A 19,036-nucleotide genomic window follows, 5' to 3' on the forward strand; every position below is an offset into this window, starting at 1 on the left:
GGTGCGGATCACCCATTTGATCGACGAATGGGCAAGAGAACGATCCTGCACTCCCGCTGTTCCAATGCGATACTGGCGACTTCGCCGCAGCACGGAATCGGCGTTGATCCCCGGCCCTCATGATTTTTTTAATCACGAAACCGTGTGCCAGGTTTCCCCAGGGGAAGATCGACAGCAGCCCCGTTCGCCGCGTCCAAGCTGCTGAAACCTTTCAAGATTTCTGATCGTTGGCCTTCCGTTTTGCTGGCGATTGATCTTCAATCTGTTGCCTCAGTGCAACGGCCGCGAGAGCAATCCCATAGGCCTGGTTTAAAAATTAATGGAAAATGATCAATTGGTGTTACCATCCGTAACAAAACAAAAAAGGTTTGGGCGGGATCGTGATTCGGATCGGCAGGCGATCGCAAGAGTCAGTACCGGATGGACTACGCAGCGACGCCGCAGGGCGGTCGCATTTGACGCCGGTATCCTCGATGCGCAATTTCTGGGGGCTCGTGCGAGCCTACTGGATCTCGGACCGCTGGAAGGAAGCCTGGGCGCTGACGCTGGTGATAGCCCTGCTCACAGCGCTATCCAGCAAGGCTAGCGTGTGGTTCGCCATGGCGTCGGGCGAATTGGTCAATTCGATCGCCTTCCTGCACGATGCGGCCAACACCAGCCCCTTGGAGACAATCCTGACCAACGCCGGCATACTGGTGCTGCTGGTCATGCTCAAGGATGTCGGCTTCACCGGTGTGCGCAATCTCGTCTCGGCAACTTTGCATCGCAAATGGCGTGGCTGGCTGAACGACCAATTCAACCAGGCCTTGCTCGACGGCAACCATACCCATTTTCACGCTCAACATGGTTCCGCGGACGGCGGCATCGTTGCGCCCGACAATGTCGACCAGCGCATCCAGGAATCGATCAAGGACATGACCGGCGGTGCGATCGGCCTCGCCATGGGCGTGCTGGGGTTGGCGACTTCGCTCTACTTTATAGGCCAGAACCTGTTGCAGTCGTCAGTGGAGGTCAAAGGCCTGGAGTTCCTTGGGAGCTATGGGAGCGCTGTTCTCGCCCTTCTCGCGGTTGCCACATACGTCCCCCTCAACACCTGGATCGCCGTCAAGCTCGGCAGCCTGCTGGAACGGCTCAATATTCGCATGCAGAAGGCCGAGGGAAGTTATCGTAGCGAACTGACGACGTTCCTGCGCCGCAGCTTCCATGTCGCCGCCTCGCATGGCGAGGGCGTGCAGAAGAGGATGCACGACCGGCTCTATGTCGACATCGATCGCACCTGGGGGCGGCTGAATGTCGTCAACACCAGCTATATGTCGTTCGAGCTGATCTACAACTTCGTCGGCGCCCGTATCGTCGCCTATGCTCCAGGCCTTGTGCCGTTCATCCACAGCCGCTTGGACTATAAAGGCTACATCACCGGCTCTGAAATGGTCGCCCAACTCATCAGCCAGTGTTCCTGGTTCATCCATGTCATGCCCGCCATCGCCACGCTGCGCGCCAACAGCCAGCGCGTGACGGAGCTCGCCAACGCGATCGAGAAAGTCCAGTACCCGCAGGAATTCTACAGCCAGAGCGGCCGTTCCGACTTCCACTACGCCAGCCAGAATCCGGTCTTCGGCCTGACCATCCAGAAGCTGGAGCTGGCGCATCAGGGTGAGGATGCGACACCGTTCCTAAGTTCCGCCAACCTGCGCTTCCGGCGCGGCGAATGGACCTTCCTGAAAGGCGAATCCGGGTGCGGCAAGACCTCGCTGATCAAGGCGATCAACGGCCTCTGGCCCTATGGCCGCGGCACCATCGTCTTCCCGGAGGGAGTCAAGAGCTTCTATGCCGCCCAGGAGGTCAAGCTGCCGCAGGTGTCGCTGAAACAGCTGGTCTGCCTGCCAGGCTCCGAAGGTGACCATGGCGATACCCAGGTCGCGTCGGCACTGCACAAGGCTGGCCTTGGCGATTTCATCGAACACATGGCCAATGAAAGCCGCGAGGGCAAGAGCTGGGATCAAGTCCTCTCGGGCGGCCAGAAGCAGAAGCTGGTGGTGGCTCGTATCATCCTGCAGCAACCGGGCCTGCTGTTCCTTGACGAGGCCACCGGGGCTCTCGACCCTGACGGCAAGATTGCCTTCCACCAGGCCATCAAGGACAACTGCCCCGATGTGACGGTGATCAGTGTCATGCACGAAGCCGTGGCACCGAGATCTGCGGCCGGGACCGAGTTCTACCACTCGATGGTCCTGATCGCCGACGGCGTCGCAACCAAGAGGCCGCTTGCCCCGAGCCTGCCGCTGGAACTCACCACGATCCTGGCCCAGCCAAGGCCGGTCGAGGACAAATGGACGCGTTTCTCGCGCCGGCTGAAGCAGAAATAACGGCGATGTCACCGTGGCTTGCCACGGTGACCGATCCACGGTGATCACAGTCTCGCGAATAGAGCCGTTCGGCACTGTTTCCTTCCTCACGGCGATTGACTCGGCAAGGCGCGCTCTTATGTTGCGCCGGCTTGCAGCAGTCAAAAGCGAACCCGCAAGCAGAAAGGTCACCGCGCCATGCCTGGCGACAGTCACAGTCGAACGCAACCGCCGTCCGCCTAGACGTGACCTGAATGGTTCATGTCCTGCCGGACGGCAAGGAGTGAGCCATGAACGATTTTTTCCCCGTAGCGGACGACGAGGCCGTCGCCATCGCCCGCATCCTTGCCAACGATCACGTCGCCGACCTTGTCGACGTGCTCAACCATGAATCGCGCGAAACCGCGACGGAGCTGCTTTGCGCCGTACCCTTCGAACGGCTGGTCGAGATTTTCGACCAGCCTGAGCTCGAAGGCGCGGCCGAACTGGCGGGGGCCCTGCCCCGTCCCAAGGCGAGCAAGCTGCTCACAGCCATGTCCGTCGACCGCGCGGCCGACATCCTGCGCGAGCTCGACGAGCCGGCACGCTCCGAGCTGCTCGGTGCGCTGGCGCCGCCGCTGCGCGCCACCCTGCTTTCCATTCTGGGCTATCCCGAAGGCAGCGCCGCCTCGATCATGACGACGGAGTTCGTCAGCGTGCCCTCCGACTGGACCGTCGGACGCACGCTCGACTACATCCGCAAGGTCGAACGGACGCGCGAGACCGTCTATGCAATCTACATCGTCGATCCGCGGACAAATCTCCTGGTGCGGTCGACGGGCTTGCGTCGGCTCATCACCGGTGAACCGGACGACCCGATCCTGTCGGTAGCGCCGGATCGCGTGCCGGTGACGGTCACTCCGCTGACGGATCGTGAACACCTGGCGCAGACGATCTCCAAATACGATCTGCTCGCCGTCCCGGTCGTCGACAACGGCAAGATCCTCGGCATCGTCACCATCGACGACATCATCGACGCGATGATCGAGGAGACGACCGAAGACGTGCATCGCTTTGGCGGCATGGAGGCTTTGGACGAGCCGTATATGAAGATGAGCTTTCTCGCCATGATCAAGAAGCGCGGTGGTTGGCTCTGTGCGCTGTTCATCAGCGAGATGCTGACGGCCAATGCCATGCAAAGCTATGAGGGCGAGTTGGAGAAAGCGATCGTGCTGACGCTGTTCATCCCGCTGATCATGAGCTCCGGCGGCAATTCCGGCTCGCAGGCGACCTCGCTGGTCATCCGCGCGTTGGCGCTGCGCGAAATCGGCCTTCGTGATTGGTGGCGGGTGGCGTTGCGCGAACTGCCTACCGGTCTCGTGCTCGGCGCCATGCTGGGCGTGGTGGGCGTCTGCCGCATCGCGCTCTGGCAGTATGTGGGCTTCTATGACTATGGCCCGCACTGGCTGCTGATTGCCGCAACGGTTGGTGCCGCACTGATCGGCATCGTCACCTTCGGTTCGCTGTCGGGATCGATGCTGCCTTTCGCCCTGAAACGGATCGGTTTCGACCCAGCCAGTGCATCCGCGCCGTTCGTCGCCACGCTGGTCGATGTCACCGGACTGGTGATCTATTTCTCGGTGGCGCTCGTCATCCTGCGCGGCACCTTGCTGTAGCGGTTCGACCGCCGCCGCCGGCCATGGCTGGCGGCGGCAGAGCCGCGTCAGGCACGTCAGACGCGCTCGCCGTCCTTCACCCGATAGGTCGGCTTGTACATGGTGACGAGCTCTTCGGAGGCGGTCGGGTGCACGGCCATCGTGCGGTCGAAGTCGTCCTTGGTCAGTCCGGCCTTCAGAGGGATGCCGAGCAGCTGTGCCATTTCGCCGGCATCCGGCCCCAATATGTGGGCGCCGAGAACCCTGCGCGAAGCGCCATCGACGACCAGCTTTATCAGCATCTTTTCGTCACGGCCCGACAACGTGTGCCGCATCGGCCGGAAGCTGGCGCGGTAGATTTCGATATCGGCGAAGCGCTTGACGGCTTCGTCTTCCGACAGGCCGACCGTGCCGATTTCCGGTTGCGAGAAGACAGCCGTTGCGATCGTGTCGTGGTCGGGCGCCGTCGGATTGTCCTTGAAGGCCGTCTCGACGAAGCACATGGCTTCGTGAATCGCCACCGGGGTCAGCTGCACGCGGTTGGTGACATCGCCGATCGCCCAGATATTGTCGATGTTGGTGCGGGAATACGGGTCGACCTTGATCGCACCGGTCGCGGCGGTCATCTCGATGCCTATGCCTTCGAGGCCCATATTCTCGGTGTTGGGGATGCGGCCGATGGCCAGCATCACCTGATCTACCGTCAGTACCTGCCCCCCGATGAGCTGCGCGTCGAGCCGCCCGTCCGGCCGCTTGCTGACCGATTCGGAGACGGAATGGCAAAGGATCTTTATCCCCTTCTTCTCCATCGTCTCATGCAGCGTGCGCCGCAGGTCCATGTCGAAGCGGCCGAGGATTTCCTTGCCGCGATAGACCAGCGTGGTGTCTACGCCGAGGCCATGGAAGATGTTGGCGAACTCGACCGCGATATAGCCGCCGCCCTCGATCATGATCGCCTTTGGCAGTTCCTTGAGGTCGAAAGCCTCATTGGAAAAGATGCAGTGTTCGTGGCCGGGCAGCGCCGGATGCGCCGCCGGACGGCCGCCGGTGGCGATCAGGATCTGATCGGCGGTGACGGTGCGATCCTCACGCAGGAGGTGGATCACGTGCGGGTCGACGATCATCGCCCGCGTGTGAAACGTCTCGCCACCCGAACCCTCGACATTCTTCTTGTAGATCGCTTCCAGGCGGCTGATCTCGCGGTCCTTGTTGGCTACCAGCGTCTGCCAGTCGAAACTGGCTTTCGGCACTGTCCAGCCATAGCCGACGGCATCGGCGAAATGCTCGGGAAATTGCGAGGCATAGACATAGAGCTTCTTCGGCACGCAGCCCCTGATGACGCAGGTCCCACCGAAACGGGATTCTTCGGCAATGCCGACGCGTTTGCCGAGCGCTGCGGCGACCCGCGCTGCCCTCACCCCTCCAGAGCCGCCGCCGATGACGAAGAGGTCGTAGTCATAACCGGCCATGAAGCGGCTCCTTGAACGCCAAAATGCGACTGACAGGTAGGCCGCAAACCGTCAAAAGAAAAGCCCGGACAAGCCGGGCTTCACAGATGGCCGCAAGGCCGTCGAAAAGATCTCGATCAGTTCTGCGTGCCGTCCGCGGGCGCAGAACCGTCGGCGGGGGCTGCGCTATCCGCCGGAGCAGCACCGTCCGCGGGAGCGGTCGCATCGGCGGGTGCGGCCGGCGCCTTGGCTTTTGCCGCCGCAGCCAGAGTCTCGCCGACTTGCTGGGCGAGATCGCGCGCTACGCCGTTCTGCCAGATGTCGGCGGCCTTGACGAGGTCACGCGTCACGGTCGGGCCGCTGTCGAGCAGCTTCTTGCCGGACTCGGAGCTGTAGAACGCCGCGATGTCGGAGAGCTCCTTTTCGGAAAACACCTTCGCATAGGCAAGAGCCGCTTCCTTCTCGAGATCCGCACGGCGCGAGGCCATCGCCAGTGCCTTCTCGTTGATCGTCTTGCCGATCAGTTCCTGCATGTCAGGGTTCTTCTGGATAAGCTGCGATTCGAGCGCCGCGGCGGCCTGCGGCAGGATGTTGTCGAACGGGTCGGTCGCATGGATCGCGGCGACCGCGGCGCGTGCGGCCTTCAGATGCGATTCCGTGACGTCCTGCGCGAAGACAGGCGAGGAGAACGCGAAGACGGCCGAAGCCGCCACAAGGACGGAAAGACGGCGAACCCGGTTATGCAACATCATGATCGGTAGAACTCCCTGGTTTTCGGGCGGCATGGACAGTTTGGATACCGTCGCCGCCGGCGATGATGGCCGCTGACGCCAGCCCGATGAAAAGACCATGCTCAACCACGCCAGGAATGGCGTGGAGAGCATTCGAAAGCGCTCTTGTATCCGGAATGCGGCCAAAAGATGCATCCAGGATAAAATGGCCGCCGTCTGTAACAAAAGGCTGGCTCCCCGTCATCCTCAATGTCACCGCACCGGAAAGGCCGAGATTTCCAGCCGCCATGGTCACGGCGATCTCGGTCGCGCGCAGGCCGAACCGGTTGACTTCGATCGGAAGCGGAAACCGGCCGAGTGTCTCGACCATCTTCGAACGGTCGGCGATGACGATCATGCGCTGCGAGGCCGCGGCCACGATCTTCTCGCGCAGCAGCGCGCCGCCGCCGCCCTTGATCAATGTCAGTTCCGGGTCGACCTCGTCGGCACCGTCGACGGTGAGATCGAGCTCGGGCGTTTCCCCCAGCGTCGACAGCGGCACGCCGAGTTCGCGGCACAGCGCGGCAGTGCGTTCAGAGGTCGGCACGCCTGTTATGGTCATGCCGGTGGCGACCTTGTCGGCAAGCAGCCGCACGAACTCCTCGGCAGTGGTGCCGGTGCCGATGCCGAGCCGCATGCCGTCGCTGACATGGGCAAGGGCCGCCCGCGCGGCCTCGACCTTCAATAGCCTCGCATCCATGCTGCTTTGCTGCCCCGAAACCGAATGCATGTCGCCCAAAATGACCTCGGCTTTGGGAAAACGACATGCATGAAAGATAAAGACCAGAAGCGCGCCGCATGAGTCCGTTCGACGCGACGCGCTTCAGCGTTTTCGGCTCCTAGCATTTTTGCAAGCCGGGTCAAAGCCCTTGGGGCCGTCTCGCCGGTCTGCTTGCCTTAACGCGTCGCAGCCGCTATCGCCTGCCCATGCACAAACCTGCGCAGGATGGATCATGACTCGCCCGATCATCGTGTTCGACCTCGATGGAACGCTGATTGACACGGCGCCGGACCTGCTCGACAGCCTCAACCACAGCCTGGCGGCCAGCGAACTGTCGGCGGTCGACGAAGCCGGCTTTAAACGCTTCGTCGGCCATGGCGGTCGGGTGATGATCGAACGGGCGCATGCCGCGCAGCAACGATCCCTCAAGGTCGAGGAGCACGACCGGCTGCTGAAACTGTTCCTCGATCACTACACCGACAACATTCCGGGCAAATCCCGCCCCTACCCCGGCGTGATCGAGGCGATTGCCCGTTTTGAGAAGGCCGGCTATCTGCTGGCCATCTGCACGAACAAATACCAGGCCAATTCGCTGGCGCTGATCGAAGCACTCGGCTTGACCAGGCATTTCGCGGCAATTGCCGGGCAGGACACGTTCGCGTTCCGCAAGCCCGATCCGCGCCACCTGATCGAGACCATCAAACTCGCCGGCGGAGATCCGCACCGCGCCCTGATGGTCGGCGATTCGCAAACCGATATCGACACCGCCAAGGCCGCCGGCATTCCTGTCGTCGCCGTCGATTTCGGCTACACCGACCGTCATGTGCGCGAGTTCGAGCCCTCGGCGGTGATATCGCATTTCGATGCGTTGACACTCGATCTGGCGCAAAGGTTGATCGGCGCCGCCGCACACTGAGCGCCGACGATGAAAACTCTACGGAACGGGCCTTGGCGAGACCGCAAATCCGATCTGTGTGACAACACCAGACGCTGCCTTGACTTAATGGGTCGGCCTCCCTTATATCGCGGCTCGCTTGGCCTTCGGGCAACGAGCGGGCGATTAGCTCAGCGGGAGAGCACACCCTTCACACGGGTGGGGTCGCAGGTTCAATCCCTGCATCGCCCACCATCTTTGCTGAACATCACATCGGCAGCTACAGCCCGTCTTTTCCCTTTGGCGCGGGGCCTTTCTGCACAGGCGCTCAACGCCGGGACACCCACGTGCGGAACAAACCTGCATGACAGCGAGTTTCCTTGCGTCGAAACTTGAGGGAAAACCATGTCCAGATTTCTGCTTGCGGCCTCCGTCGCCGTTCTTTTCGCCGCCGGACCCGCCTTTGCCGCGGACGAAACTGCACTGCCGCCACCCAATGCCAAGAAGCTGTCGGAGATCATCGCCAAGGTCGAGCAGCGTGACGGGTTTCGCTACGTGAAAGAGGTCGACTGGGACAAGGACGGCTACACCGTCACCTACTATACCTCGGACAAGGCGAAGGTCGAAATCGTCTTCGATCCTGTGACGGCCGAACCAAAATAAGGTTCGTATGACATCCCCGTCGCGAATGCGCTGCGTCCGCGTATTCTCAAAGACGAAACCAGCGTCAAAATTGTCCATCCCTGGAGTATGTTAGGCTCCGGCGCCGGGTCGCGCCTTGGGCAATCCTGCTGGCTTGGGGGCCATGATGCGATGTTTCGTTAGACCCTATCTTCTGTCTGTATTGGCCATCGTCCCAGCCGGCGGCTTCCTTGCCGTTTCTCCGGCATCGGCGGACGGGCCGTCCTTCGACTGCGGCAAGGCAAACCTGCCGGCGGAAAAGGCGATCTGCGCCGACACGCAATTGTCGGCGATCGATCTGCTGGTTTCGAAGGCCTACAAGGAATTCGAGCCGGCGTTCGGCGGCGACAAGCGCAAGATTGCCCGCGGGCTGATCGCTGATCGCAATGCTTGCAAGAGCGATACCGCCTGTATCGCCAGCGCGCTCAACAACGCCTTGCAGACCTATGGAAATGTGCCGTCTTGGATGCAGGACTACACCATCGCGCTGATCGGCAAGAAGGCGCTGGACGCCGCCGCGCGGAACCCCGGCAATAAGGACCAGCCCCTGCCCTCGGTGATCGGCCAATGCGCGTCGACGCATATCGAGACGCTGACCACGCGGCTTGGCGACGATCCGCTGGAAACGGCTACTCCCGAAGCGGGCAGCGCGGCCACATTCACCAATGGCGGCGGGGCCGTGTCCTATGATCGCGAGGCTGGCCTTGCCGCCTCGAAGGTGGGTGAACCCGTCGTCATGTGCTTGATCTCCATTCCCAGGAACTGTCCCAAGGACGACGACCGTGGCCGGGTTTATTATTCCGTCGACCTCGTCGCGAAAGGCTCCTGGGCTCTCCCGGATTCGCAGCATATGTGCGGCGGCGCCTGAGCTGCGGGATTTCACCAGCGGGCCCAGGCGTGTTCCGTCTCCCCTTGCGTCAATTCGCCATTGATGGCTGATTGTGGAAGGACCGGGCTTCAGGGTGGGGTGGGCATGTCGACTGCGAAGCACTTGATGAAGCGCGTCCTCATGATGCTGGCCGGCTATCTCGTCGCCATACTGGTTGGTCTGATCGCCGTCGTGGCGATCTATGCCGCGTTGAGTTCCCTGCCCAACGCGCCAGCCTATTTCGACCTCTTGGGGGTCTCGCCGATCGCCGCCTTTGTGGTACCGCCGCTCGGCATGTTCATCTATTTCCTGACCATCGTGGTAACCGCGCCTCAGACGCTGATTTTTGCGCTGATCGCTGAATTCTTCTCTCTTCGCAGCGCTCTGCTGCACATGGTCTTCGGCGCTGCGGCTGCGGCCGGAGGTTTCTTCCTGATCTGGCCGAGCGCGGCGGAGGCAGTGGATCTGGAGCGCTGGGCCGACATCGGCATCATAGCCGCCGCCGGTCTGGTTGCCGGGCTGATCTATTGGCTGATCGCCGGGCGCGACGCCGGTTTCAGGCGCTCGCTGTCGGAGCGATAACGACTAGCTCGAGGGTGAGCGCACCGCCTCGGTTGCGTCCAGGGCCTGCTTCAGCCGGGAATCGCGATCGTAGACGTCGCTGAAATACTCTACCTTGCCGGACATGTCGGGCCAGGCGGTGAAATAAGCGACATAGACTGGGATATCGCGTGTCACATCCTCGGTCGAGTGTCCATGCTTCAGCTTCTCCGCGATATAATCGACCGAGGTGCCGAGCACTGCAGCCGCCATGCCGCGCGGATCCTGCAGGCGCACGCAGCCATGGCTGAGCGCGCGCATATCCTGCTTGAAGAACGATTTCTGGGGCGTGTCGTGCATATAGATCGCATGCTTGTTGGGGAACAGGATCTTCAGTTCGCCCAGCGCATTGGCCTCGCTCGGCTGCTGGCGCACATTATAGGGAATGTTGGCGCCATAAGCGCCCCAGTTCACCGCCGACGAAGGGATGCGCTTGCCGCGTGAATCCGTCACCTCGTAGCCGGCCCGGTCAAGATAGCCGGGATCGCCGCGCAACCTCGGCAGCATTTCGTTGACGATGATCGACTGCGGCACGCCCCAGTAGGGGTGGAAATCGACCTGCTTGATCTGGTCGTAGAAGAAGGCGGTCTGGTTGGTGACGCGGCCGACGACCGCGCGCGTCTTCAATTTTTCCTGGCCTTCGTCGATATAGCTCGCGGTGAAAGCAGGCTGGTTGATGAAAACACGCGGGCTGCCGAGATCGGAAGGCAGCCAGCGCAATTCTTCCAGCGCCACCTCCACCTTCAGCAGCCTGTCGGCCTTCGACGTCCCGGCTAGTGTGGCGACCGTGCGTGGACCGATGACGCCGTCGCCCTTCATGCCTTCCTTCTGCTGCACCGCCTTGATCAGCGGCACCAGCTCGGGAACGTAGACTTCGCTGGTTGCCAGCCGCGACAGGACCTCGCCATATGTGCCGCCCATTTCGTCATCGAGATTACGCGCGATCAGCGACAGCAGCTTCGGCAATTCGGGGCTGGTTTCGCCTGGCTTCAACAGCAGCTTGGGATCGACGACGATTTCGTTCTCGGCGCTCGCCTGCAGCGCTTCCAGTTCGACGCGCAGCGCCTGATATTCCGCATTCTGCGGATGGCGCGATTCCAGATAGGTGCGAACCTCCTGGGTATGCGCCAGAGTCTTCAGCGCGCCGATCATGTCGAGCGGCTTGGCCGGGAAATCGTAGTAGCCGGTCATGCGGTTCGGCTCGACACGGCCATTCTGGGCGTCATGCGCATAGCGCAGGGCACGTGCCGACAGCGCCATCTCGAAACGCACGAGCTCCTTCAGCTTGGCTGCGTCATCCGCCGAGGACGAACTGGCGGCTGGCACATCGACCGTGTAGTCGGCAGGCGTGAGGCCGTAGCTTGCAGCCTCGCCAAGCACCCGCACCGCATCCTGCGCGCGGTTGTTCGGGGTGGTCCCGGTCACCCAGATGAAATCCGGGTTGGCGGAGTAATAGGCGATCAGCGCCTTGGCAATGTCGGGCTCGGCATAGAGTTCATAGTCGGCGAGCCCGGCAATGGCTTCATGGAAGGCAGCACCCGTGGCCGAAGGCACGAAAGCGGCGTCTTGCGGCGTAGCCGGCTGCGGCGCCGTCGCCAGCGTCGAGAAGTCGACACGCACCAGCTTGTCGGCTTTGTAAGTATAGTAGGACGGACTGCTGATCCTCACGCCGCCGCCGGCCGGAGCGTTCGGCTGGGGTTTGTGCTTTGGCGGAGGAGGCGGAAACTCGCCTTTCGGCTCATGCCTGATGCCACCGCCGAATAGCATGTCGAAAAATCCCTGGGCCCCTGCCTGAGGCATGCCGAAAGCCAGCGTCGCCGTAATCGCCACCAGCGGCATCACGGTTGCTTTTTTACCGAGGAATTTCATCGATCACCCGCTCCGGTCGTAACCGGTTCCCGTTCCGCACGCTAGACCGTCCCGCTCACCGCATGGCGGATGTAAGGCGCGACTATACCGATTCATACCGATTTCGTTAAGCTTTCATAAATTTCGGCTGGGCTGTTGCCGAACGGTTTCACAACATCGTGACGGCTGGCGCGACCGAACTGTCGCGCCGGCCGCGGGAATCCCGGCGCCTCACGCGTTTGCGCCTCTGTCGATGGTCAGCGCGGCTCCGGTGACGAACCGGCCCTCCGGCCCGGCGAGCCACGCAAACATGCCGGCGATATTGTCCGCTTCGCCGAATCGCGGGGTGGCCATCTTCTGGCGCTGATGCTCGGCATGCGGGCCGTCGGCCGGGTTCATGTCGGTGTCGGTCGAACCGGGATGGACGACATTGGCGGTGATGCCGCGTGACCCGAGGTCGCGGGCCAATGCCTTGGTCAGGCCGACCGGCGCCGCCTTGCTGGCCGAGTAGGCTCCCAGGCTGGAGCCTCTATGCCGCCTATGGCAGCAAGGAGGCCCTGTTCCTCGAGGCGACCGACCTCTATCCCCGCGTGGAGGGCGCCGACATCTGGCTCGCGCTGGAAAAGGCGCCAACGGCACGGCTTGCGATCGAGCGGTTCTTGCGCCGGACCGCGAAGGCCTATTCGCAAAGCGATCGTCCGCAGGGCTGCCTGATTACGCTGGGGTGCGCTGCACGAAGACTCGAGCCGAGGCGCGATCTGCGCGGATTTGCGGCGCCCGCGCGCCGAGAATCTTACCGCGCTGAAGAAGCGTCTGGAGCGCGCAGTGGCCGAGGGTGAATTGCCTGCCGACTTCGATTGCCGTGCAGCCGCGATCTTTTTCGCAACGGTCCAGCATGGCATGTCGATTCAGGCGCGTGACGGCGCTTCCCGCTCCGCCCTGATGGCGACGGTAGCCGGGGCACTGGCCGCTTGGAAGACCATGGCCGGCACCGTCGAGGCGTGACAAACACCATCCGTTGTGCTCGAAATCCGTCTTGCAGCAAACCCGCGGCCGGAGGGGACCATGTGAAAAAAGGATATCGCGAACTGCTGGATGAGGCCAACGCCGAGATCGAAGTGGTTTCGCCCGAGGAAGCGGCAGGGCTGCTTGAGGACGAAGACACCATTTTCGTCGATCTGCGCGATCCTCGTGAAATCGAACGCGACGGCGGAATTCCCGGCGCCAAGCACGTCACGCGTGGCATGCTGGAGTTCTGGATCGATCCCGAAAGCCCCTACCACAAGCCCTTCTTCGCTTCCGGAAAAAGCTTCGTCTTCTTCTGCGCCGGCGGCTGGCGTTCAGCGCTGGCCACCAAGACGGCGCAGGACATGGGTCTTTCCCCGGTCAAGCACATCCTCGGCGGCTACACGGCCTGGAAGGCAGCTGGACTGCCTGTAGCACCCGGAGACAAGAAGAAATAGCCTGATGACCGCTCAGTTGAGCAGCGACGGGTTCTGCTGCGTGGTCATGAAGCCGACGGCGCGTTCAACCACGCCCTTGTCGGTCAGAATGCGGCGGTGGCCGAGCCCCTCGGCCCAGTGCAGCCGCACATGGTCGCCGGCGCCGGCATAGCGTCGTGCATGTTCAGCCGGCACCTCCCGGTCGTCGGGCGCGTGGATGACCAACGTCGGCACGGGCGCCTGGGCGAGCTGCCGGTCACCGGTGAACTCGTGCAGCGGCCGGCCGGAGAGATATTCGACGCGGTCAGCCATGGCGACCTGCGAGCGGGGACCGACATTGAGCATCCGGCTGAAGTCGGCGAAGATTGCCGGCAGCGAGCTTGGTGCCGCGATTAGCACAAGACGTGCGGCCGACAGCGGTGGGATGTCCTTGACGGAGCCGGCGATCGCATTGGCTGCAACGGCGCCTCCGAAGGAATGGCCGACGGCAGCCACGAACGGCCCAAACCATTCGCCGGCCATTGTTGCGGCCTCGACGGCATTGACCATGTTCAGGTGCCTGCCCTGCGAATGGCCATGACCGGGAAGATCGAGCGAGACGACCTTGTAGCCGGCAGCGCGAAAACCTTCGATCAGCACGCGCATATATTCGGTACGCGAGCGCCAGCCATGGATGACGAGGACGGTGCCGGCGGACTCGCGGCCCGGCTCGGGGCGGAATTCATGAACCATGACGCAGCCGGTCGCGGTCTTCAGCCGGTGATGGCGCGCCTCGGCCATGAACTCCGCGGCGCGGTCGATGGCGCGGCGCTCGCCGTCGGTCAGTGTCCTGGTGCTTGGCGTACGGCAGAACAATTCGAAAGCCGCGCGCCCGGTGATGCGCGGCGCGACATGTTCGGCCGCACCAAACACACCTCGGATGACCTTCAGCCCGAATGATGCCATAGTCAGAATCCATCCATACGTTCAAGCATGAACATAATAGTTCAAAGATGAACAATAAACAAGAGCTACCCTGGGACAACCCGCGTTTTCGCAACTGGGTCGCGGTGGCGCGCGCCTGCCATGTGCTGGAGCGCACGCTCGCGGTGAAACTTGCGCCGCTCGACCTGAAGCCGGCGCAGCTCGACGTGCTGATGAACCTCTACCGTCACCCAGGCATGTCGCAGCACGACCTCGCCCGCAAGCTGCTCGTGGGCCGCTCCAACATCACCATGCTGTTGCCGCAGTTGGAGACGCGTGGCCTGCTGCGGCGCGAAGGCGATGAGAAGGACAAGCGCATCTTGCGGCTTACGCTGACCGAAACCGGCGAGGCGCTGCTGATGCGGGCGCTGAAAGTGCATATGGCGCTGATCGAGAAGGCGATGAGCCAGTCGACGCCGGAACAATGCGACATGATCGGCGAGCAGATGCGCAAGATCTATGACGTGCTGAACGAGGCGTGATCGCCCTTTCAGGCGATCACCACATCGACTTCTTCGCCCGCTCCGGCCACTCCCTGTCGTAGGTTTCGCCGTCGATATTCTTGCGGCTGGTGATTTCCAAAATCCTTCCGGGTGTCGGCAGCGACTTCGGGTCGACATGCTTGGCGGGGTCCCACAGTTCCGACCGCACGATGGCGCGAGCGCACTGGAAATAGACCGAATCGACATCGATCACGGTGACCGAACGCGCCGGCTTGCCGTCGACCATGAACGACGCGCACAGCGCTGGGTCCGTGGTGATATGGGCTCGTCCGTTGATGCGCAGCGTCGTGCCGGAGCCCGGCACCAGGAACAGCAGGGCGACGCGCGGATCCCTGATGATGTTCTTCAGCGAATCGGCACGGTTGTTGCCGCGCCGGTCCGGCATCATCAGCGTTTTCGCATCGACGATGCGCACGAAGCCCGCGAGATCGCCGCGCGGCGAACAATCCAGCCCCTCCGGACCGCTGGTGGCTAGCGCGACAAAGGGCGAGGCTTCGATAAAGGCGGCGTATTCTGGGATGACATGGTCGAGTTCCTTGACCACCGAGGCCTCGCCCGGCAATCCGTAACTGGCTTCGAGTTGTTCGACTGTGGTGATGACCGACATTTTTCGTCTCCCGTTCCGCCGCCCTACTCCCGATCGGTGACGTTTTGACGACGCAATGGCGGCTAACGATCGCGGCTCAAGCCCTTCTCGGCGAGTTCCGCGAGATAGCCATTCCAGCGCGCATGCTTCTCGTGGCCGAGCGTGTGCAGGTAATTCCAGGTGAAGATGCCGGTGTCATGGAAGTCGTCAAAGGTGATGCGCACCGCGTAATTGCCGACCGGCTCGATCTTCAGGATGGCCACATCGCGTTTGCCGGGAACCGTCACCCGCTGTTCGGGCGAATGGCCCTGCACCTCCGCGGAAGGGGACGCCACGCGCAGCAGTTCCGCCGGCAGCTCGAACGGCTGATGGCCGGGAAAGGTCACGGTGAGCAGCTTGCGGTCCTTGGAGACCCTCAGTTCTTTCGGCGCCGTCATGGTCGATCCTGCATGAATTTGCCCTTCCCTACGCTGCTTCGCGCCGTGCGAAAAGGTATGGGATCGTGCCGACACGCGATGTCGGTCGCGGAATGTTACCAAAGATCTAGGCCGGCTATCTTGAATGGCGGGCTGCATCGTATCACATAGCTGTATATAACGGCGCCGTTAACGGCCACGGAAACGCTCGAACATGAACATGATCGACCCCTTCGGTCGCACGATCAGCTATCTCAGAGTGTCGGTCACCGACCGCTGCGATTTCCGCTGCACCTATTGCATGGCCGAGGATATGGCCTTCCTGCCCAAGAAGGACCTGCTGTCGCTAGAAGAACTCGACCGGCTCTGCACCGTGTTCATCGAAAAGGGTGTCAAACGGTTGCGCCTCACCGGCGGTGAGCCGCTGGTGCGCAAGAACATCATGCATCTGGTGCGCCAGCTTTCGCGGCACCTCGACAGCGGCGCACTGGAAGAACTGACGCTGACCACCAACGGTTCGCAGCTTTCGCGCTTCGCCGCCGAGCTCGCCGATTGCGGCGTCAAGCGCATCAATGTTTCGCTCGACACGCTCGATGCCGACAAGTTCCACGCCATCACCCGCTGGGGTCATCTTGGCAAGGTCATGACGGGCATTGATGCCGCCCAGGCGGCTGGACTGAAAGTCAAGCTCAACGCGGTGGCGCTGAAGGATTTCAACGACGCCGAACTGCCCGAAATGATGCGCTGGGCGCATGGCCGCGGCATGGACCTGACCGTCATCGAAACCATGCCGATGGGCGAGATCGACGCCGATCGCACCGACCAGTACTTGCCGCTGTCGCTGCTGCGTGCATCGCTCGAGCGCCAGTTCACGCTGACCGACATCCCCTTCAAGACCGGTGGCCCGGCCCGCTATGTCCAAGTCGCCGAGACCGGTGGAAAACTCGGCTTCATCACGCCGATGACGCATAATTTCTGCGAAAGCTGCAACCGGGTCAGGCTGACTTGCACGGGCACGCTCTATATGTGCCTTGGCCAGGAAGACGCAGCCGACCTGCGCACCCCGTTGCGCGCGTCCGAAGGCAATGAACTGGTTGGCGACGCTATAGACGAAGCCATCGGCCGCAAGCCAAAGGGCCATGACTTCATCATCGACCGCCGCACCAGCCGTCCGTCGGTGTCTCGGCACATGAGTGTCACGGGCGGCTGACCTTGTCGCCTGTCCGTGCGAGAACGCCTTGCAATGATCGGCTCCGGGGTAAGGCATGCGACGGCTCTACTCAATCGTCATATCTCTTGCCGCGGTCTCGGCGAATACCGCGTTTGCCGCGCAATTCACCTACGTGAACGAGCGCTTCGGCACCGTTTGCACCTTCCGCGACGATATCTTCACCGATCGCCAGCCCGAGCCTGAGAACGGCGACGGCCAGGTATGGCTGAGCGCGGACGGGGCCAGCCTGACATGCTCCGGCATCCCAGACATCGACCATGAGACGCCGAAAGACTTTGTCGTCGGCGAAAAGACGAGCAATGAGCCTGGCTACAAGGTCACCTATGGCAAGGCCGGCAAGGATTGGGCCGTGCTGTCGGGCGTGAAGAACGGAAAGATTTTTTACGAGCGGCGGCTGTTTGGCGGGGATGGCGTCATCCGCACGGTCTGGATCGACTATCCGCCGGCGCTGAAATCGAAATATGACCCGCTGGTCGGCGCCATCGCTGGCAGCCTTAAGGGGCCATGAACCGTTCGGGCCAAGAGTATTTTAGCCACACCGCAAACAAATATCTGTCGGCAAATGTCGGTCTGATTTACTGGTCATGGTTTCCCGCCTACCCTCCGCTCCGTAGCGATTCATCGCGTTCTCGGGGGATTACATCATGCGCAAACTCCTTCTCGCTTTTGCCTTGCTCGGCTTGGCTACCCTGCCGGCGGCTGCCCAGTCGATCGGCGGCACTTACACCGTCGCCGGCACCAATTTCGATGGTTCGTCCTATGGCGGCGAAGCCACCATCGCGCTGACCAGCGGCACCACCTGCACGATCCATTGGGAGACGGGCGGTTCTTCTTCCGATGGCATCTGCATGCGCAACGACAACGCGTTCTCAGCTGGCTACGCAATGGGCAAGGATATCGGCCTCGTCGTCTACAAGGTCGAGGATGACGGGTCGCTGCATGGTTTGTGGACCATCGCCGGCAAGGAGGGGAACGGCACCGAGGTGCTGACACCCAAGAAGTAGACAATCCCTCATCTGCACCATGTCGGGAGGCGATGCCGCCTTCCGACAGAATTCGTATCTCGCCCAGAAGATTCACGCCGGCGAAGATAGATATCCGGTCCTGGCCCAGCCCTTTGCCGTTGCTGTTTCGTGGTGGGCTGTTACAGGCTTGCTTGCCAAAGCAACGGTAGATGTCTTGCCCCTTTCCCCAAATCTTCGCGGCGCGTTGTTCATGGTGGTGGCGATGGTTGGCTTTACGCTCAACGACGCCATCACCAAATACTCTTCGGAGTCGATGAACATGGCGCAGGTCATGTTGATCAGAGGGGCGTTCGCCTCGCTGTTCGTCGGACTGCTGGCTTGGCAACGTGGCGCACTTTTTCAGCCGCGCCTGATGCTGCAGCCGCTGGTGGCGGTCCGTGTCCTGGGCGAGGCGGGCGCTACCGTGTCCTTCCTGGTCGCGCTCGCCCATTTGCCGATCGGCAGCGTTTCAGCCGTTCTCCAAGCGCTGCCGCTGGCGGTGACGATGGGCGCGGCGCTGTTTTTCGGTGAAGCGGTCGGCTGGCGGCGCTGGCTGGCGATCGCTATCGGGTTTGCCGGGGTCATCATCATCGTGCGGCCGGGTTTCGAGGGCTTCAGCATTTACTCGCTGGTGGCGCTGGCATCCGTCGCCTGCTGCACGGTGCGGGACCTTGCCACCAAGCGCATCCCCCAGGCCATCCCGACGATGCTGGTCTCGACCGCCACCGCGCTGGCCATGACCGTCGTCGGTGCGTTTCTGTTGACGCCGATGGGTGGCTGGACACCGATGACCGGCAAAAGCACGGCGCTGCTGGCGCTGGCCGCGGTGCTGGTGCTCATCGGCTACCAATTCATCATCATGGCGATGCGATCGGGTGAGATCTCCTTCATCGCTCCGTTCCGCTACACAGCGCTCCTCTGGTCGATACTGCTTGGCTTGACTATTTTCGGTGACATACCGGACGTGCCGATGATTGCCGGCGCGGCAATAGTTGTTGGCTCGGGGCTCTATACGCTTTATCGCGAGCGGATGGTCGGCCGGCGGAAGATCGTCGCCGAAAGCACCGGCCCGGCCATGGCGCCGGAAGGACTCTAGCACCCC

Annotated in this window: 20 protein-coding genes, 1 tRNA gene and 1 pseudogene; 14 read left to right on the forward strand and 8 right to left on the reverse strand. The window is 62.2% G+C overall.

Features of this window, described 5'->3' with window-relative positions:
- Positions 1–473 precede the first annotated feature (473 nt).
- Both X739_RS146405 and mgtE read left to right on the forward strand, forming a co-directional pair.
- Entirely contained in the window at positions 474–2,366 is a 1,893-nt protein-coding gene (locus X739_RS146405) for an ABC transporter ATP-binding protein/permease (RefSeq protein ID WP_023784097.1), read from the forward strand.
- A gap of 269 nt (positions 2,367–2,635) precedes the next feature.
- Positions 2,636–4,000 carry a magnesium transporter gene (gene mgtE, locus X739_RS146400; protein ID WP_023773723.1) on the forward strand — a complete coding sequence of 455 codons (1,365 nt, stop codon included), beginning with the start codon at positions 2,636–2,638 and terminating at the stop codon, positions 3,998–4,000.
- A gap of 56 nt (positions 4,001–4,056) precedes the next feature.
- On the opposite strand, the gene gor is transcribed toward mgtE, so the two are convergent.
- From gor to rpiA, 3 genes are all read right to left on the reverse strand, one after another.
- Positions 4,057–5,448, reverse strand: a complete 1,392-nt coding sequence (gor, locus tag X739_RS146395) for a glutathione-disulfide reductase (protein WP_023773724.1) — start codon at positions 5,446–5,448, stop codon at positions 4,057–4,059.
- 116 nt (positions 5,449–5,564) lie between these two features.
- Positions 5,565–6,179 carry a DUF2059 domain-containing protein gene (locus X739_RS146390; RefSeq protein WP_023773725.1) on the reverse strand — a complete coding sequence of 205 codons (615 nt, stop codon included), beginning with the start codon at positions 6,177–6,179 and terminating at the stop codon, positions 5,565–5,567.
- Entirely contained in the window at positions 6,166–6,897 is a 732-nt protein-coding gene (gene rpiA, locus X739_RS146385; protein ID WP_023773726.1) for a ribose-5-phosphate isomerase RpiA, read from the reverse strand. The genes X739_RS146390 and rpiA overlap by 14 nt, the downstream gene beginning before the upstream one ends.
- A 253-nt stretch (positions 6,898–7,150) precedes the next feature.
- Between rpiA and X739_RS146380 the strand changes: the two genes are divergently transcribed.
- The 5 genes from X739_RS146380 (at position 7,151) to X739_RS146360 (ending at position 9,923) form a co-directional block, all read left to right on the forward strand.
- The gene (locus tag X739_RS146380; protein WP_023773727.1) at positions 7,151–7,834 is read left to right on the forward strand and encodes a phosphoglycolate phosphatase; all 684 of its coding nucleotides are present in this window, start codon (positions 7,151–7,153) and stop codon (positions 7,832–7,834) included.
- A 138-nt stretch (positions 7,835–7,972) separates the two neighbouring features.
- A tRNA-Val gene (locus X739_RS146375) sits at positions 7,973–8,047 on the forward strand.
- A gap of 150 nt (positions 8,048–8,197) precedes the next feature.
- Complete coding sequence (locus tag X739_RS146370; protein WP_023773728.1) at positions 8,198–8,455, forward strand: PepSY domain-containing protein; 258 nt, start codon at positions 8,198–8,200, stop codon at positions 8,453–8,455.
- 145 nt (positions 8,456–8,600) lie between these two features.
- On the forward strand, positions 8,601–9,341 hold the full coding sequence (locus tag X739_RS146365) for a lysozyme inhibitor LprI family protein (RefSeq protein ID WP_245273903.1): 741 nt from the start codon (positions 8,601–8,603) through the stop codon (positions 9,339–9,341).
- Positions 9,342–9,446: 105 nt separating this feature from the next.
- On the forward strand, positions 9,447–9,923 hold the full coding sequence (locus X739_RS146360; protein ID WP_023795163.1) for a hypothetical protein: 477 nt from the start codon (positions 9,447–9,449) through the stop codon (positions 9,921–9,923).
- Between the two features lie 3 nt (positions 9,924–9,926).
- On the opposite strand, the gene X739_RS146355 is transcribed toward X739_RS146360, so the two are convergent.
- Both X739_RS146355 and X739_RS0134785 read right to left on the reverse strand, forming a co-directional pair.
- On the reverse strand, positions 9,927–11,810 hold the full coding sequence (locus tag X739_RS146355; RefSeq protein WP_023795164.1) for a murein L,D-transpeptidase: 1,884 nt from the start codon (positions 11,808–11,810) through the stop codon (positions 9,927–9,929).
- Positions 11,811–12,020: 210 nt separating this feature from the next.
- Positions 12,021–12,314, reverse strand: a pseudogene (locus X739_RS0134785) (SDR family oxidoreductase); the annotation flags it as partial.
- Positions 12,315–12,614: 300 nt separating this feature from the next.
- On the opposite strand from X739_RS0134785, the gene X739_RS1000000170640 reads away from it, so the two are divergent.
- The gene (locus X739_RS1000000170640) at positions 12,615–12,794 is read left to right on the forward strand and encodes a hypothetical protein (protein WP_245273904.1); all 180 of its coding nucleotides are present in this window, start codon (positions 12,615–12,617) and stop codon (positions 12,792–12,794) included.
- Between the two features lie 62 nt (positions 12,795–12,856).
- Positions 12,857–13,252, forward strand: a complete 396-nt coding sequence (locus tag X739_RS146350; RefSeq protein ID WP_023773735.1) for a rhodanese-like domain-containing protein — start codon at positions 12,857–12,859, stop codon at positions 13,250–13,252.
- A 12-nt stretch (positions 13,253–13,264) separates the two neighbouring features.
- Here X739_RS146350 and X739_RS146345 read toward each other — a convergent pair whose 3' ends face one another.
- Entirely contained in the window at positions 13,265–14,176 is a 912-nt protein-coding gene (locus X739_RS146345; protein WP_023795167.1) for an alpha/beta fold hydrolase, read from the reverse strand.
- A gap of 47 nt (positions 14,177–14,223) precedes the next feature.
- On the opposite strand from X739_RS146345, the gene X739_RS146340 reads away from it, so the two are divergent.
- Positions 14,224–14,676 carry a MarR family transcriptional regulator gene (locus X739_RS146340; RefSeq protein WP_023773737.1) on the forward strand — a complete coding sequence of 151 codons (453 nt, stop codon included), beginning with the start codon at positions 14,224–14,226 and terminating at the stop codon, positions 14,674–14,676.
- A 16-nt stretch (positions 14,677–14,692) separates the two neighbouring features.
- On the opposite strand, the gene X739_RS146335 is transcribed toward X739_RS146340, so the two are convergent.
- Positions 14,693–15,304 carry a pyridoxamine 5'-phosphate oxidase family protein gene (locus X739_RS146335; RefSeq protein WP_023795168.1) on the reverse strand — a complete coding sequence of 204 codons (612 nt, stop codon included), beginning with the start codon at positions 15,302–15,304 and terminating at the stop codon, positions 14,693–14,695.
- A gap of 62 nt (positions 15,305–15,366) precedes the next feature.
- The gene (locus X739_RS146330) at positions 15,367–15,720 is read right to left on the reverse strand and encodes a DUF971 domain-containing protein (RefSeq protein WP_023784086.1); all 354 of its coding nucleotides are present in this window, start codon (positions 15,718–15,720) and stop codon (positions 15,367–15,369) included.
- A gap of 193 nt (positions 15,721–15,913) precedes the next feature.
- Here X739_RS146330 and moaA point away from each other — a divergent pair, with 193 nt between their 5' ends.
- The 4 genes from moaA to X739_RS146310 all read left to right on the forward strand — a co-directional run bounded on the left by moaA (position 15,914) and on the right by X739_RS146310 (position 19,030).
- Positions 15,914–16,909: a GTP 3',8-cyclase MoaA gene (gene moaA / locus X739_RS146325; protein ID WP_023795169.1), complete on the forward strand. Its 996-nt coding sequence runs from the start codon at positions 15,914–15,916 to the stop codon at positions 16,907–16,909.
- Between the two features lie 55 nt (positions 16,910–16,964).
- A complete protein-coding gene (locus X739_RS146320; RefSeq protein WP_023784084.1) occupies positions 16,965–17,438 on the forward strand; it encodes a hypothetical protein in 474 nt (157 codons plus the stop codon).
- Positions 17,439–17,574: 136 nt separating this feature from the next.
- On the forward strand, positions 17,575–17,934 hold the full coding sequence (locus X739_RS146315; RefSeq protein ID WP_023773741.1) for a hypothetical protein: 360 nt from the start codon (positions 17,575–17,577) through the stop codon (positions 17,932–17,934).
- Positions 17,935–18,109: 175 nt separating this feature from the next.
- On the forward strand, positions 18,110–19,030 hold the full coding sequence (locus X739_RS146310; protein WP_023795170.1) for a DMT family transporter: 921 nt from the start codon (positions 18,110–18,112) through the stop codon (positions 19,028–19,030).
- Positions 19,031–19,036 lie beyond the last annotated feature (6 nt).

It is taken from the genome of Mesorhizobium sp. LNHC209A00, assembly GCF_000502915.1.
Lineage (GTDB): Bacteria > Pseudomonadota > Alphaproteobacteria > Rhizobiales > Rhizobiaceae > Mesorhizobium.

Bases quoted from the DNA above. Each gene is read 5' to 3' on its own strand.
- X739_RS146405 (WP_023784097.1), top strand. From the start codon at position 474: ATGCGCAATTTCTGGGGGCTCGTGCGAGCCTACTGGATCTCGGACCGC.
- mgtE (WP_023773723.1), top strand. From the start codon at position 2,636: ATGAACGATTTTTTCCCCGTAGCGGACGACGAGGCCGTCGCCATCGCC.
- gor (WP_023773724.1), bottom strand. From the start codon at position 5,448: ATGGCCGGTTATGACTACGACCTCTTCGTCATCGGCGGCGGCTCTGGA.
- X739_RS146390 (WP_023773725.1), bottom strand. From the start codon at position 6,179: ATGATGTTGCATAACCGGGTTCGCCGTCTTTCCGTCCTTGTGGCGGCT.
- rpiA (WP_023773726.1), bottom strand. From the start codon at position 6,897: ATGGATGCGAGGCTATTGAAGGTCGAGGCCGCGCGGGCGGCCCTTGCC.
- X739_RS146380 (WP_023773727.1), top strand. From the start codon at position 7,151: ATGACTCGCCCGATCATCGTGTTCGACCTCGATGGAACGCTGATTGAC.
- X739_RS146370 (WP_023773728.1), top strand. From the start codon at position 8,198: ATGTCCAGATTTCTGCTTGCGGCCTCCGTCGCCGTTCTTTTCGCCGCC.
- X739_RS146365 (WP_245273903.1), top strand. From the start codon at position 8,601: ATGCGATGTTTCGTTAGACCCTATCTTCTGTCTGTATTGGCCATCGTC.
- X739_RS146360 (WP_023795163.1), top strand. From the start codon at position 9,447: ATGTCGACTGCGAAGCACTTGATGAAGCGCGTCCTCATGATGCTGGCC.
- X739_RS146355 (WP_023795164.1), bottom strand. From the start codon at position 11,810: ATGAAATTCCTCGGTAAAAAAGCAACCGTGATGCCGCTGGTGGCGATT.
- X739_RS146345 (WP_023795167.1), bottom strand. From the start codon at position 14,176: ATGGCATCATTCGGGCTGAAGGTCATCCGAGGTGTGTTTGGTGCGGCC.
- X739_RS146340 (WP_023773737.1), top strand. From the start codon at position 14,224: ATGAACAATAAACAAGAGCTACCCTGGGACAACCCGCGTTTTCGCAAC.
- X739_RS146335 (WP_023795168.1), bottom strand. From the start codon at position 15,304: ATGTCGGTCATCACCACAGTCGAACAACTCGAAGCCAGTTACGGATTG.
- X739_RS146330 (WP_023784086.1), bottom strand. From the start codon at position 15,720: ATGACGGCGCCGAAAGAACTGAGGGTCTCCAAGGACCGCAAGCTGCTC.
- moaA (WP_023795169.1), top strand. From the start codon at position 15,914: ATGAACATGATCGACCCCTTCGGTCGCACGATCAGCTATCTCAGAGTG.
- X739_RS146320 (WP_023784084.1), top strand. From the start codon at position 16,965: ATGCGACGGCTCTACTCAATCGTCATATCTCTTGCCGCGGTCTCGGCG.
- X739_RS146315 (WP_023773741.1), top strand. From the start codon at position 17,575: ATGCGCAAACTCCTTCTCGCTTTTGCCTTGCTCGGCTTGGCTACCCTG.